The organism is Parenemella sanctibonifatiensis, from assembly GCF_002250565.1.
In the GTDB taxonomy this organism is placed as follows: Bacteria; Actinomycetota; Actinomycetes; order Propionibacteriales; family Propionibacteriaceae; genus Parenemella; species Parenemella sanctibonifatiensis.
Window position 1 is genome coordinate 149,538 of record NZ_NMVJ01000001.1, and the last position, 14,310, is coordinate 163,847.

General features: G+C 66.4%; 9 protein-coding genes and 2 tRNA genes. 5 read left to right on the top strand and 6 right to left on the bottom strand.

Annotated elements, in window-relative coordinates:
- Window positions 1–672: an ATP-dependent Clp protease proteolytic subunit gene (locus tag CGZ91_RS00755; protein ID WP_094452101.1), complete on the bottom strand. Its 672-nt coding sequence runs from the start codon at window positions 670–672 to the stop codon at window positions 1–3.
- 32 nt (window positions 673–704) lie between these two features.
- Window positions 705–1,301, bottom strand: coding sequence for an ATP-dependent Clp protease proteolytic subunit (locus CGZ91_RS00760; RefSeq protein ID WP_094452905.1), 597 nt, complete (start codon window positions 1,299–1,301; stop codon window positions 705–707).
- 148 nt (window positions 1,302–1,449) lie between these two features.
- Here CGZ91_RS00760 and CGZ91_RS00765 point away from each other — a divergent pair, with 148 nt between their 5' ends.
- Window positions 1,450–2,889 (top strand): glycoside-pentoside-hexuronide (GPH):cation symporter, encoded by a 1,440-nt coding sequence (locus CGZ91_RS00765; RefSeq protein WP_229116341.1) that lies wholly within the window; start codon window positions 1,450–1,452, stop codon window positions 2,887–2,889.
- Window positions 2,876–4,789, top strand: coding sequence for an alpha-glucosidase (locus tag CGZ91_RS00770; RefSeq protein WP_094452102.1), 1,914 nt, complete (start codon window positions 2,876–2,878; stop codon window positions 4,787–4,789). Before CGZ91_RS00765 ends, CGZ91_RS00770 begins: the two co-directional genes overlap by 14 nt.
- A 13-nt stretch (window positions 4,790–4,802) precedes the next feature.
- Here CGZ91_RS00770 and CGZ91_RS00775 read toward each other — a convergent pair whose 3' ends face one another.
- The 4 genes from CGZ91_RS00775 to CGZ91_RS00790 all read right to left on the bottom strand — a co-directional run bounded on the left by CGZ91_RS00775 (window position 4,803) and on the right by CGZ91_RS00790 (window position 10,714).
- The gene (locus CGZ91_RS00775; RefSeq protein ID WP_144008441.1) at window positions 4,803–6,950 is read right to left on the bottom strand and encodes a hypothetical protein; all 2,148 of its coding nucleotides are present in this window, start codon (window positions 6,948–6,950) and stop codon (window positions 4,803–4,805) included.
- A gap of 266 nt (window positions 6,951–7,216) precedes the next feature.
- On the bottom strand, window positions 7,217–7,882 hold the full coding sequence (locus CGZ91_RS00780) for an ABC transporter ATP-binding protein (protein ID WP_094452104.1): 666 nt from the start codon (window positions 7,880–7,882) through the stop codon (window positions 7,217–7,219).
- Window positions 7,883–8,868: 986 nt separating this feature from the next.
- Complete coding sequence (gene tig / locus CGZ91_RS00785; RefSeq protein WP_094452105.1) at window positions 8,869–10,314, bottom strand: trigger factor; 1,446 nt, start codon at window positions 10,312–10,314, stop codon at window positions 8,869–8,871.
- Between the two features lie 327 nt (window positions 10,315–10,641).
- Window positions 10,642–10,714 (bottom strand) — tRNA-Pro (locus CGZ91_RS00790).
- 105 nt (window positions 10,715–10,819) lie between these two features.
- On the opposite strand from CGZ91_RS00790, the gene CGZ91_RS00795 reads away from it, so the two are divergent.
- The 3 genes from CGZ91_RS00795 to CGZ91_RS00805 all read left to right on the top strand — a co-directional run bounded on the left by CGZ91_RS00795 (window position 10,820) and on the right by CGZ91_RS00805 (window position 14,305).
- Window positions 10,820–10,893 (top strand) — tRNA-Gly (locus tag CGZ91_RS00795).
- Between the two features lie 123 nt (window positions 10,894–11,016).
- Window positions 11,017–13,071: an acyltransferase family protein gene (locus tag CGZ91_RS00800; protein ID WP_094452106.1), complete on the top strand. Its 2,055-nt coding sequence runs from the start codon at window positions 11,017–11,019 to the stop codon at window positions 13,069–13,071.
- Between the two features lie 217 nt (window positions 13,072–13,288).
- Window positions 13,289–14,305, top strand: a complete 1,017-nt coding sequence (locus CGZ91_RS00805; RefSeq protein ID WP_094452107.1) for an alpha/beta hydrolase — start codon at window positions 13,289–13,291, stop codon at window positions 14,303–14,305.
- Window positions 14,306–14,310 lie beyond the last annotated feature (5 nt).

The following is a 14,310-nucleotide window of genomic DNA, read 5'->3' on the forward strand; positions in this document are numbered from 1 at the left end:
TCAGTCGTCAGTGGACTTCAGGGACTCCAAGACCTCGTCGATGATGCCGTACTCCTTGGCCTCGGGGGCCGTCAGGTACTTGTCGCGCTCGACGTCCAGGCTGACCTTCTCGACCTCCTGACCGGTGGCGTCGGCGATCATCTGTTCCATCAGCTTGCGGATCCGCAGGATCTCGTTGGCCTGGATCTCCAAGTCAGAGGACTGCCCGTAGGAGGACTGCCCCATCGCCGGCTGGTGGATCAGCACGGTCGAGTTGGGCAGCGCCATCCGCTTGCCGGGGGTCCCGGCCGCCAGCAGCACCGCAGCAGCGGAAGCAGCCATGCCCAGGCAGACGGTCTCCACGTCGGGCTTGATGTAGCGCATGGTGTCGTAGATCGCGCTCATCGCAGAGAAGGAGCCGCCGGGCGAGTTGATGTAGATGCTGATCTTGCGCTCGGGATCCATCGACTGCAGGCACAGCAGCTGCGCCATCACCGCATTGGCGATGTCGTCGCTGACCGGCGTACCGAGGAAGATGATGCGATCCTCAAAGAGCTTGGTGTAGGGGTCGACCCGGCGTACGCCGTAGGAGGTGCGCTCCTCCCACTGCGGGATGTAGTAGTCCATCCGGGGCGAAATCAGGTCCTGTTGGGCGGCGTTGAAACGCGCCAGACCATCGGCATTGAAATCCATGTTGCTCACAACCTTTGTCGCTGGCGTGCTGGTCACTGGTTCGGAGCCTCGGACCCAGCGATCTGGGAGGCCTTCTCGTAGACGTGGTCGATGAAGCCGTACTCGAGGGCTTCCTGGGCGGTGAACCAGCGGTCCCGGTCGGAGTCGGCGTTGATCTGCTCCACGGTCTGCCCGGTGTGCTGGGCAATCAGGTCAGCCATGACCTTCTTGATGTGAAGCGACTGCTCGGCCTGGATCCGGATGTCGGAGGCGGTGCCACCCAGACCACCCGAGGGCTGGTGCATCATGATCCGTGCGTGCGGCAGCGCGTACCGCTTGCCCGGGGCGCCGGCGCTGAGCAGGAACTGGCCCATCGAGGCGGCCAGCCCCATCGCGACGGTGGCGACATCGTTCGAGATCCACTGCATGGTGTCGAAGATCGCCATGCCGGAGTCGACCGAACCACCGGGAGAGTTGATGTAGAGGTAGATGTCCTTCTCGGGATCCTCCGCGTTGAGCAGGAGCATCTGAGCGCAGATGGCGTTGGAGTTCTCATCCTTCACCTCGGAGCCGAGGAAGATGATCCGATTCGCCAGCAGCGACTGATAGACGTTGTCGGTCAGCCCACCACCGGAGGCCTGGGCGGCCATGAGGGGCGCGGGCACCGGATGTGCAGCAGCGTTGAGATTCACATGGCCGAACTTACCGCGTACCACTGACAGATCGAGAGCATTGGGTGCTGTGTTCGCCAACAGCGCAGCGCGGGACATCCCGAGCTGGGCCTGCCAGACTGCAGCCATGACACTGCCGCCAGCGAGCGAAGCCGCACCGCTGGGACCGACCACGGGCCTGAACGCACGGTGGCGCAATCGGCTCAGCTTCGGGATCGGCACCTTGGGTCGGGACATGACCGCAGCGCTGGTGTCGATGTATCTCATGTACTACCTGACCGAGGTGCTGGACCTGTCGCGTGGCACCATCATCGCCGTCACTGTCATCATCGTGGTGATGCGCGTCTTCGATGCGGTCAACGATCCGGTGATGGGGATCATTGTCGACAACACCCGCACCCGCTGGGGCAAGTTCAAGCCCTGGATCCTCATCGGCGCGGTGACCTGGGCGCTGGCAACGGTGGCGATGTTCTGGGACCTCGGCACTGAGGGCGTCGGCTTCCTGATCGCCTTCACCGTCGTCTATCTGGTGTGGGAGATCGCCTACACCATCAATGACATCTCCTTCTACGGCATGCTGCCGGCGCTGTCGCGCAGCCAGTCCGAACGCGAAGCCATCGGTGTCGTGGCCAGGATCTGCGCCAACATCGGCCTGTTCAGCGTCGTGGTGGGGGTGGTGCCCGTCACCACCGCCTTGGGTGAGTTGCTCGGCGAGCCCAGGCTGGGGTGGCTCGCGTACGCCGCCGTTCTGGCATGCCTGATGCTGGCGCTGCAGCTGCTCACCGTTGTCTTCGCCCGCGAACAGGTCACGGCCGCCCCGGTCGCCACCCCCGTACGCGAGCTGCTGTGGGTGATCGTGCGCAACGACCAGCTGCTGTGGGCGACGCTGGCGATGCTGGTCTTCATGACCGGCTACATGGTGCCGACCAGCCTGGGCATCTATTACTTCCGCTATGTCCACGGCGACGAGGGCATGTATTCGGTCTTCGCCCTGATCCTGGGCGTGGCCCAGCTGGTCGGCCTGGCGATCTTTCCGCTGGTCTCGCGGCGGCTGGGCCGGTTGCGGACCCACACGGCGGCCACGGTGCTGTGCCTGGTCGGGCTGGCGCTCTTCTGGGTGGCGGGCTCCCGGATGTGGCTCATCGCAGTGGCCGGCACCGCGCTCTTCGTGGGGCAGGCCTTCATCCAGCTGTTGATGCTGCTCTTCATCGCCGACTGCGTCGAATACGGCGAGTGGAAGCTGGGGCGCCGCAACGAGTCGATCACGGTGTCGCTGCAACCCTTCGTCTACAAGGGATCCAATGCGCTGGGCAGCGCGCTGGTCGGCCTGGCCCTGCTGGCGTCGGGGATCGCCGACGCCGCCAGCCCCACGGACGTCAGCCAGGCGGGACTGGAGCTCTTCAAGGTCGTCATGATGGGAGTGCCGATGGTCCTGATGGCGGTGAGTTGGCTGATCCTGCACCGGACCTATCGCCTCGACGAGCAGCGGTACGCCGAGATCGTCGCCGACCTGCGCGCCCGGGAGGGCGCCGCCGAAGCCCAGGAGAACCCCGATGCCCGAGCCTGATGCGCCGCTGACGTTGGATTCGCGGATCGCCGACCTGTACGCCCGGCCGCTGGGGCGCGATGTCGTGGACAAGGTGCTGCTCCAGCTGGGCCGCGGCCGGGCCTGGGTCACCAACCCGGCGGTGTCCCGGCTGCGGCTGCGGACCCTGGCACGGCTGGCCCGTCCGGTGGTGGGAACGGGCTTCTTGGAAGTGGTGATCGACCTGGTCAACGCCTGCCCGCCGGCGCCGCCGGTCGACACCGGGCCCACCGAGCCGACCTGGTGGAAGGAGGCCGTCTTCTATCAGGTCTATCCGCGGTCGTTCGCCGACGCCGACGGCGACGGGGTAGGTGATCTGCGCGGCATCATCGACCGGCTGGACCACCTCGCCGGGCTGGGCGTCGACTGCCTGTGGCTGTCGCCGATCTTCGCCTCGCCGGGCGCCGACAACGGCTATGACGTCTCCGACTATCGCGCGATCGATCCGCAGATGGGCAGCCTCGCCGATGCCGACGAACTCATCGCCGCCTGCCACGACCGCGGCATGCGGATCATCCTCGACCTGGTCGTCAACCACACCTCTGACCAGCACCCCTGGTTTCAGGAGGCCAGGCGTGATCCCGACGGTCCCTACGGCGCGTACTACTTCCTGCGGGAGGGCTCACCTGATGCCCCGCCCAACAACTGGACCTCCTTCTTCTCCGGGCCGGCGTGGCGATGGCTCGAGGGTGCGCAGCGGTGGGCGCTGCGGCTGTTTGCGCCCGAGCAGCCCGATTTGGACTGGGACAACCCGGCGGTCCGCGCCGAGGTGGCCGACATCGTGCAGTGGTGGCGGGCCCGTGGTGTCGACGGCTTCCGGCTCGATGTCATCAACTACATCTCCAAGGCGCCGCAGCTGCCGCAGGGCAACACGTTCGTCGGCAAACTGATGGGCTTCACCGGCGTCGAGCACTACTTCCACGGCCCTCGGCTCCACGACCATCTGGCCGAGTTGCGGCGTACCGGCTTCACCGACCCCGCCGACACGGACAACGTCGGCGTGATGATCGGCGAGACGCCAGGGGTCGGCGTCGAGGTGGGGCGGCTGCTCACCAACCAGGACCGCGGCGAGCTCGACCTGGTCTTCAATTTCGACCACCTCGAGGCGCCGGGCAAGCAGCGCTTCGACGACTATCGCTATGACCTCAACGATCTCAAGGCGCACTATCTGGACGTGCAGTCCCGGCTCGGCAGCCGGGAATGGATGAGCATCTTCTGGGACAACCACGACAATCCCCGGATGGTCTCCAAGGTCGACCCGGAGGGCAGCCACCGGGCCGGGGTGGCGAAGGCGTTGGCGACCATCCAGCTGACGATGCGGGGCACGCCGTTCCTCTATCAGGGCCAGGAGATTGGTGCCGCCAATCAGGCCTTCTCCGGGCCGGCCGACCTGCGGGACGTCGAGTCGCTCAACCGCTTGGCCGAACGGGCGACCGCCGGGGTCGATGGCTGGGTCGAGGTGATGGCCGGCAGCCGCGACCACGCGCGTACGCCGATGCGCTGGGACGCGAGCGCATCCCACGGCTTCACGACCGGTACGCCGTGGATCGGCTTCCACGAATCCGGCACCGGCTGGTCCGTGGCTGAGCAACAAGCCGATCCCGCCTCGGTGCTGAGCTGGACGCGTGACCTGATCGCCCTGCGCCGGGAACACCGGGCGCTGCGGCTGGGGTCGATCAGCTTCGTCGACACCCACGTGCGCGACTACTTCGCGTGGTGGCGCGAGTGGCAGGGCGAGCGCTGGTTCATCGAGATCAACCTGCGACCCCGCCCCCTCCCCCGGCGCCAGCGCAACCTGGACCTCGAGGTGGTGCACGGCACCGCCGCCGACCGCCGGAGCCCGATGGCGGCGTACGAGGCGTTGGTCTGCCGGGAACGCTGATGCCCCAGGGACCCTAGACCAAGGTGTCGGCGAGCCGGTCTCGTGCTCGGATGCCGGCCAGCGCCCCCAGCGAAGCGAAGCCCATGACCGCCACGATGCAGCCGACGGCCGCGATCAAGGTGGTTGCCGGCACGTAGAGGGTGTAGTCGTGTCGCGCGGCGACGAACAAGACGCTCGGCAACAGGCCCACGATCAGGGCCAATGGCACAACGATCGCGAGGAGCAACCCGATCTGCGTCGTCAACACCACCCGAGCCGTACGCCCCGGCAGCCCAACTGCGAGGAACTGAGCCCCGTGGCGCCGGATGGCGCGGCCCAACGCTCTGGTCGTGAGGAAGGCACTGAACACCCCGACCAGCCCGAACAGCACGGTTGCCCCGACCATCTCCCACGGGGTCTCCGGCGGTGGCGGCGGCGCATGATAGGTCAACATGCCGGGATTGTGTCCCGCATCAACGATCGCTTGGGTCATCTGGGCGATCTGAGCATCGGTGACGCCGGTGTAGAGCAGCGACTCCGGGGTCACGCGCCCACCGAGCGCTTCGGCGCGGTGAGCGATCAACGCACCACCAGCCGTGCGGGCCCACGCCTGCGAGAAGTCTTCGTGGACGGTCGGCACAGGTTGTCGGGACTCGCCGACCTCGACGGCCAGATCCCCCTCGGCGCCGCTGAAGTCCACCAATGCTCCCCCCTCGAAGGCCTGTGCTGTGGACGCACTGACCGGACCGCCGTTGATCCGCTCCAGGTCGGCGACCGAGTCGACCACGATGATGCCGAAGGCGTTTGACTGTGACCCCACCATGAATCCCTCCCAGCGGGACACGACGACAGGCGCATCGAGTCCGGCGGCGCTCTCGACGGCCTCCACCACCGACTGGTCCGGCAGGGCATTGCCCGCACTGAGGACCGCCTGGCCGGGGGGAAGGACGCTTTGGGCGGCCGTCGAGTACTGCACCGTCGCCACCAGGATGCTGAGGGAAGCCGGAAACCCCATGGTGATCGCCATGATCACGGCGATGACGGCGACTCGTCCTCGTTGCCAAGCCAGCAGCCGGGAGGCCATCATGCCGTTGACCCCCGGAAGCCGCACCAATCCCACCGCAATGCGCACCACATCTGGCACCAGCATTGCGGCCAGCACGGTCAGCCCAAATCCGAACAGCACCGCCTCGGTCAGCCCGTTGTCGGCCTGGCCCGCGTTGACGACCAGCAGGATCACCAGACCAAGCACGGCGCCATGTCGCAGCACCGTCGACCATGGCGCCGGCGACTTCGGCCCAGCCTCGGCAATCGGCTCATCAACCCGCCCTCTTGGTGCCATCCGCAGCAGCGCCATTCCAGCACCACCCAGGACCGAACACGCCACCATGACCGCCGCCGTCGCCCCCACCGCAGGGAAGGGCGAGATCGGCTGCGTCAGGACCATGGGGACGACGGTCACCCGCAGCATCGCTCCGATCGCCACACCAGCCGCAACCCCCGCCACGGCACTGCCCGTCACCACGGCCGAGACCACCGCCAGACCACTTGAAAGCGTGCTCGCCCTGGGTAGTCCGACACGGCCGAGTGACTCCTGCTGACGCCGCAGCTTCGGCGCGATCAGGCCAGCGACGGTGAGGCCAGCCACCAAGCCGAGCGCCATGGACGGATAGGTCAGAAGTGCGGGGATGCGCTCAACCAGCGTGCGAGGAGGATCCTCCAAGTACTGTTCGCGGTCATCGAAGGAAGTCTGCAGCACGTCCTCGGGCTCCCCCGAGACTCGCGCGATGGCCTGGAGGGCGATGCGCGGATCGCCGCCCCGCCAAGAAATGACAGTGGATGCTTCCACGCCGAACCGCTCGGCACTGACGGCGGGGATGAGTTCCCAGGTCCCGACCGCCGAGATCAAGCCGAAGGCCCGAGTCGCGTATCGGTTCTGGTAAACCCCGACGAGCTCGAGCCGTACTCCACCGGAGAAGGCCGTCAGAGTCGCCGGAAGGCGGCCGGCCAGCTCTTCAGAAACCACCTCGCCTGGGCGCTGCGGCCATCGACCGTCGACGAGCGACAAATAGCTCGGACGTTCCCCCGTCTCATACTGCCGGAGCGACAGCACGTCCTGCAGTCCGGTCGCCAGCCCCGACACGCGGACACCGTCGAGAGGAACGCCGCGAACCACGGTCATCACTTGCACATCAGTGGCACCCGACTCGCTCAGAGCTCGGTCCACCTGCTCGGGGACATCCGACCCCCCGGGGCCCCGGGGGCCCACAGAAACTTGATAGTCGGCCGATCCCATCGCCTGTTCTGCCGCCTGAGGCCCACTCAGCACGAAGGCGTTCAGCACAATGTAGATCGACGTCAGCAGCGCACAGGTCAGCCCGACCAACAGACCCGCCCACCAGCGCTCCGACGACCGGATCCACAAGACGACCAGCCGACCGGCCGGCCTCACGGTTCGATCCGCCCGTCACGAATCGTGAGCACCCGATCAGCGACCTTGGTGGCAGCCTGATCGTGAGTGGCAACTACGACACACATGCCATGGTCGTGCGCCAAGCCGGCCAAGTTCAGGAAGAGGGCATCCGAGTTTTCGGTGTCGAGCGCCCCGGTCGGCTCGTCCGCCACCAGCACTGGCAGGGCTCCCGCCAGAGCGCGAGCGATGCCCACTCGCTGTCGCTGTCCACCGGACATCTGGCCTGGCCACCGCTGCTCCAACTCGGCAATGCCCACCTCAGCCATCGCGGCCACCGAACGCTCCCGAGCCTCACCGCGACTCACACCCCGCGCCAACAGCGGCAATTCGACATTCTCAACCGCACGAAACTCAGCAATGAGATTGTCGTCCTGAAATACCGCCGCCACATGTTCCAAACGAAACTTTGCGCGCGCTTCCTCGCCGAGCTTATTGACCTGCAGGTCGTCGACCATAACGCACCCGTCATCAGGCACATCAATCCCGGAAATGAGATTCAGCAAGGTCGACTTCCCCGACCCGCTCGGGCCCATCAGGCAGACCATTTCCCCCGAGCCCATCTCGGCACTGGCCTCGCGAACTGCGTCAACTCGACCGAATGGCGTTGCGTAGCTCCGTGAAACTTTGTCCAGAGCGATCATTACCCTCCCCTTAAGCTCATCGACTGTGCAGGCAGCAGCGGGGGCACGACACGCCACTCCCGCTGCGCCGCCCTCAGGGGCAGGTGCCGTTGGTCGCCCAGGACGTCAACCTGTCGTTGTCATTCCAGCTGACCTCGTTGTCTTCGGTCTGACTGTGCATGTTCACGCACTTTTCGGAACCGTTGGGGCCGTGGTACCACCGTCCGTGGGATGTCGTCTTGTTCTCGTAGGCCGTCATCCTGTCATTTGCGGCCGCGGAGACATTCACAATTCCGCCACCACCGCTCCGATACCCGAGGAGATTTACCCAGCCCTTGTCTGCATACAGACATGCCCTGTACGCGGGGCAGAGATTACTCCCTGCATCTGCGCTAGCTCCGCCGCCCGCTGAGAGCGTCAACCCAGCTACGATTGCAAAAAAGCGCAGTCGCACCACTCGCTTCCTCATGAACCTTCTCCTTTGATGAGATCATGCTGTACGCACGAATCCTCTTGTTGAGAACCGGTGATGCGCCGATGCAGGATCACGGTATCCGGGCTCGAGAGCCGGCCGCAAGCGGTTCGGTCAGAAATCTTCTGTGTCATGACAGCATCCCGCCGCACTCCGTGAGAGCCAGGCCATGGCCGCGCCCGTCCCTGGGCAGCGGTCGCGCACCCAGGGGCTGTTGGACCTGCTTCGGCTAAGTCGCGATCTGTTTGGTGGTCTTCCCGGGTCAGGCGGGACGACACCGCCGCCGACCGCTGGGGCCGATGACGGCGTACGAGGCATGGGACTGCCGGGAGTGGTGGTCACACCTCCCGGGGGCGAGGGTCACCATTCCGGAAGCATCTGTCGATTGCGCCGACAACCGACCAGCTCGATGCTGAGGTTGACGTCCGCCTCCGCAACCCAACGCGGGCGGCATGGTTTCCAGCCCGGGTCTCACGGAGAAGCGAACGGCCCGCCGCAACTGCGACGGGCCGTTCAGAGCTTCAGAGCTGGCAGCTCACTCCGCGGAGTCGGGGCTGTCCGGGGAATCCGGCGAGTCGGGGCTGTCCGGGGAATCCGGTGAGTCCGGGCTGTCGGGCGAATCGGCCGACTCAGCCCCCTCGGCCCCGGGGGCCTGGGGCTCCTCGGCCTTGGGGAACTCGATCTCGTTGCCGTCGGCGTCCTTGACGGTGACCTGCTCGCACAGGAACTGCAGCGCCTTGGTGCGGCGGATCTCGACCATCCACTCCTGGGCGTGGTTGTGCTCCATCATGTGCTGGAGTTCCTGCTCCGGCGAGCTGCCCGACTGCTGGGCGCGCTGGAAGATGTGCTGGGTCAGGTCGGCCTGCTCGACGGTGATCTCCTCGTCCTCGCCGACCTTGTCGAGCACCATCTGGGCCTTGATGGCATCGTCGCTGCGTTGACGGATCGACTCCCAGAACTCCTCGGGGTCATCGGGCTCCTCGTCATTGTCGGCGAGGTAGGCCTCCAGCGTCACGCCGGCCTGGCCGAGCTGCTGGGTGATCTGCTGCTTGCGGGCCTCGAACTCGGCCTTAGCAAGCTTCTGGGGCAGCGGCATGCCGATCTCGGCGATCAGGTGCTCCAGCACCTTGTCGCGAGCCTGGGTCAGCTGCTGATTGCGGTTGATCTGCTCGAGGTTCTTGTTGAGGTCCTCACGCATCTCCTCCACGGTGTCGAACTCGGAGACCATCTGCGCGAAGTCGTCGTCCACCTCGGGCAGGTCGCGCTCGGCGACCTCAGTCACGTTCACGGTGATGTCGACCTCTTCACCCTTGAGGGTGCCGCCGACCAGCGTGGTGTGGAACTCGGCCGACTCGCCGGCCTTGAGGCCGGTGACGGCCTCGGCGAGACCATCGAGCATGCCCTCGGAACCGACGGTGTACTTGACACCCTCGGCCTTGGCCTCATCCAGCTCCTTGCCGTCCTGGACGCCCGACAGGTCGATGGTGACCTGGTCGCCCTCGGCGGCGGCGCGGTCGACCGGGTTGACGGTCGCAAAGCGCTCACGCAGCGTGGTGATCTGGCGCTCGAGCAGCTCGTCGTCGGCCTCACGGTTCTCGACCTCGACGGTGACACCCTCCAGCGCCGGGATGGTGAACTCGGGGCGTACGTCGACCTCCGCGGTGAAGATGACGTGCTTGCCGTCCTCCAGCTCGGTGACGTCGACGTCAGGCTGACCCATCGGGATGATCTCGGTCTCCTGCACCGCATTGGTGTACGCGGTGGGGAGATACTCGTTGATCGCCTCCTGCAGCACCAGGCCCCGGCCGAATCGCTGGTCGATCACCTGCGGCGGCACCTTTCCCTTGCGGAAGCCCGGAATCGTCACCTGCTGGGCGATCTCCTTGTAGGCCTTGGTCAGGGTGGGCTTCAGATCAGCGAACGGCACCTCAATGGTCAGCTTGACCCGGGTGTCCTCGAGCTGCTCAACAGTGGTCGGCAACGGGGTACTCCTGATAGATCGTTGGGGCCAGGGCACCGCCCCGGCGGCCACCCCACCCGGCGGGCAAGGCATACAGACCGAAGAATGCTACCGCGATCCCCTCCCCTGCGGCCAAACCAGCCCCTGCACTTTCGCTGGCGCCGGGTCGTGACCAAGTTGTGACGTCATCGCGTACACCGTCGCCGACACGGGGTTCCAGCCGATTCCAGCCGATTAGGGCGGCCAGGGCTGATCGGCCATCCGGACGCCCAGAAGAATCGGGCGTGAATCGACGAACGGCGGGGCATGTGCCCCGCCGTTGGGCGTATCAGAACCCTCGTCCAGGTGTCGGGGCGACAGGACTCGAACCTGCGATCTCCTGCTCCCAAAGCAGGCGCGCTAGCCACTACGCTACGCCCCGGGGCGCGACCATCCGTCGGCTCCGCTGCAACTGTAGCGGTTTCGCCGTTGTGGTGCGCTACACTGCCGACTGCTGCGGTCCACACTTGGTGGTCCACCACAGCGCGCGGATGTAGCTCAATGGTAGAGCCCCAGTCTTCCAAACTGGCTACGCGGGTTCGATTCCCGTCATCCGCTCCACTCCTCCCCTCGGCGGCGGCATCCCCTCGGAGGCCTCCCACCGGGGCGCCCGTGGCCGGCCACCGTGTCGCTAAGCTCGGGTTCGACCGACCTTGCACCGAATGCGCGATCTGAGCTGACTTCATGACGACTGCCTCTGCGACTGGGACCGCCGCCGAAACGACCCCTCGCACCGGGGCCTCGGAAGCAAAGCCCAACCAGGCCAAGCCGTCACGGACAAAACGGCGCCGCGACATCGAGGGCCTGCGCGGCCTGGCGATCGCGATGGTGGCCGGATTTCACATCTGGGGGCAAGGCCGGATCAGCGGCGGCGTCGACGTCTTCCTGCTGCTGTCGGCGTACCTGATGACACAGAGCTTCTTCCGCAAGCAGGACGACTTCAGCTTGAGCAACTACCTGGTACGCCGGTTTCGCCAGCTGCTGCCCAGCGCCGTCATCGTCATCATCGCCACCCTGATCGGCGCCGCGATCGTGCTGCCGCCGGTGCGCTGGGGCCAAGCTTGGGACCACGCGCTGGCAGCCCTGTTCTATTCACTCAACTGGACCCTCATCGACCAGACCGTCACCTACGGCGCCGACTCCAGCGCCAGCCTGTTCCAGCACTTCTGGTCGATGTCGATCCAGGGACAGATCTTCGTGATCTGGCCGCTGCTGATGGTGCTGGGGCTACTGCTGCGCCGCTGGTTCGGGGTGGCGCTGCGGCCCTATCTGATCGCGGTCTTCGGGGCGATCACGGTGGTCTCCTTCGTGTACGCCTGGCAGCAGACCTTGCTGGTGCCGGGCCGCGCCTACTTCGACACCATGGCCCGCGCGTGGGAGTTTGCGCTGCCCAGCGTCATCGCCGTCATCGCGATCCCGCGACTACCGGCGATCGCGGCAACCCTCCTCGGCTGGGCGGGGCTGCTTGCCGTGATCAGCACTCCCCTGCTGGTCGGCCACGAAGCCTTCCCCGGCCCCGCTGCGCTGATGCCGGTGCTGGGCGCCACGGCGATTCTGCTGGCCCACGACACGGGCCGGTTCAGCGCCGCGGCACTGCTGTCGCAGCGCCCCTTCACCTGGCTGGGATCGCGGGCGTACGGCTTCTATCTGTGGCACTGGCCGATCCTGATGCTGTATCTGCGGGTCACCGAACAGCCCGAGGCGGGCATCGTGGGCGGCATCAGCGTGATTCTGTTGGCGCTCGCTCTGACCGAACTGACCACGTGGCTGGTGGAGGAACGCTTCCAGCAGATCGACATGGTGCAGACCAAACGCGGCGGTGTCGCCGTCATCGCGGTGGCGGTGTTGCTGGGCGTCGGCACCGTGCAGGGGTGGACCACCATGCTCGACCTGCAGGTGCGCATCGGTGATCCGTCACCGGGCGCTGGCGCGGTCACCCCCGGCGCACCGGACCCGCCGACCGCTGCCCCCAGCCGCGGCGCCCCAGCACCGGGTGATGTCCGGGTCCGTGATGACGGCCCCACCGAGTATCCGGCCTGTGACCGCAGCCAGGTCCCCGTCCTGCCCGATGGCGAACAGTGCGAGGAGGTCGTCCCCGACGGCACCCCGACCAAGGTGGTGACCATGGTCGGCGACTCCCACACCCGGGACTGGATGACGGTGCTGGGTCCGATGGCCGAGGCTCGCGGCTGGCACCTGATCATGGTATGGAAGCCGTTCTGCCGCTACACCACCCGCGACTATCCCGACCCGATCGGTGAGGACTGCCTGCAGTACGGCGAGAAGGTCAGCGCATGGCTGCTGGAACTCAAGCCCGACATCGTCTTCACCATCGGCACCCAGGGCCACCCGGACCTGCCGGACCGGCTGACACCGGGGCTGATCGATGCGCTGCGCCCGGTCCACGAGGCCGGCACCACCATCGTGACGATGCGTGACAACCCACGTTTTTGGTGGGAGATGCCCGAATGCGTCCAGCTCAACGGCCTCGACTCACCCCAGTGCGTACGCCCGCGGGAGGAGAAGCTCGCCCTCATCGACCCGCAGGTGCAGATCCCCTACGAGCTGCCGGGGTCGTACACGATGGACATGTCCAACTATCTGTGCCCGCTCGACCTGTGTCCGGCAGTGCTCGGCAATGTGTACGTCTATCGCGACGCCAACCATCTCGCCCGCGCCTACGTCCTCACGCTCACCGATGAGTTCATCCGGCAGTGGGACGCCCAAGTCCCTGCCTGAACTCGTCCCCGCCTGATCCCTCGCTGCGGACTGCCCGGGAGTGTTGTCCGCTTTGCGCCACGATCATCGGCCCCACGTGATGTACTTTCACCGATCTGCACCGCACAATGGCTCCAGATGATTGTTCGGGGCGTACGCCCCTGCCCGTTTTCCAGAAGGCCCGCCGGTTTCCAGCAGGCCCGCCGGTTTCCAGAAGAATGCCCGCCCCGGAGGATTGATGCGCAGACGCGGATGGCTCGCCCTGAGCGGCGTCCTGTCGACCGTCATGCTGGCGTTGGTCATCTTTCAGTTCGTTCCTCGCGCGACCGAAGCCGCCGATCCGCAACCGCCGAAGGTGCATGGCGCCGTCGCCAAGGATCAGGCCCCGATCGCCACCGCCGCGCAGGTCTATCCCGAACCAAAGATGAAGACGCTGCGGCTGCCCGAAGGGGACCTTGACTACTGCTCCAACGGTGACCTGACGGACCTGTCGGCCGTCAACGAGATCGTCATCAGCGTGCACGGGCTGGACCAGGACTCCTGCCGGATCGCCGGCTCCGCCCTCGACTCGGCCGAACGGGCCAAGGCCCGCAACGTCCTGGTGGTCTCGCCCTTCTTCCGGGTCAAGGAGCGCCCCGAACTCCCGCGCCAGCTGCGCTGGACCTTCCTGGGCTGGTCCCAGGGCGATGATGCGATCGGCACCGACCTGTCCTCCTTCGAGGTGGTCGAGCAGATCATCCGCGAGGCCGGCACCATCCCCGTCACCGTCGTCGGTTTCTCCGGCGGCGGCCAATTCACCCACCGGCTGGCCGTGACCAGCCGGGTCGAGGCGCACCGCTACGTGGTGGTCAACCCGTCGTCCTACCTCTATCTGGACCGGACCCGCCCGTTCCCGATCGAGGGCTGCCCGGGCTTCAACGACTACCGCTACGGCTTGGAGAAGCCCAACCGCTACGTCAGCCACGCCGGCTCGGCCACGTCCTTCACCGCCCGTTTCGGCACCCGCAACGTCGTCTATCTGCTGGGTGAGCGGGACAACGACCCGCAGTCGAAGTCCATGGATGCCACCTGTGCAGCCCGGGCCCAGGGCCCCAACCGACTGATCCGCGGCAAGCAGTACTTCGCCTACCTCCAGGAGCTGTATGGCGCCGAGACCCTCGCGCGTACGCAGCAGTTGCTCTATGTGCCCGGCGCCGGCCACAACCACCACGACATGTTCGTCTCCGACCCCGGAGCGAAGGCGATCTACGGTTGAGGCCG

Coding starts and splice junctions, on each gene's coding strand:
- CGZ91_RS00760 (WP_094452905.1), bottom strand. CDS start 1,301: ATGGCCGCCCAGGCCTCCGGTGGTGGGCTGACCGACAACGTCTATCAG.
- CGZ91_RS00755 (WP_094452101.1), bottom strand. CDS start 672: ATGGATTTCAATGCCGATGGTCTGGCGCGTTTCAACGCCGCCCAACAG.
- CGZ91_RS00765 (WP_229116341.1), top strand. CDS start 1,450: ATGACACTGCCGCCAGCGAGCGAAGCCGCACCGCTGGGACCGACCACG.
- CGZ91_RS00800 (WP_094452106.1), top strand. CDS start 11,017: ATGACGACTGCCTCTGCGACTGGGACCGCCGCCGAAACGACCCCTCGC.
- CGZ91_RS00775 (WP_144008441.1), bottom strand. CDS start 6,950: ATGACCGTGGTTCGCGGCGTTCCTCTCGACGGTGTCCGCGTGTCGGGG.
- CGZ91_RS00805 (WP_094452107.1), top strand. CDS start 13,289: ATGCGCAGACGCGGATGGCTCGCCCTGAGCGGCGTCCTGTCGACCGTC.
- CGZ91_RS00780 (WP_094452104.1), bottom strand. CDS start 7,882: ATGATCGCTCTGGACAAAGTTTCACGGAGCTACGCAACGCCATTCGGT.
- CGZ91_RS00770 (WP_094452102.1), top strand. CDS start 2,876: ATGCCCGAGCCTGATGCGCCGCTGACGTTGGATTCGCGGATCGCCGAC.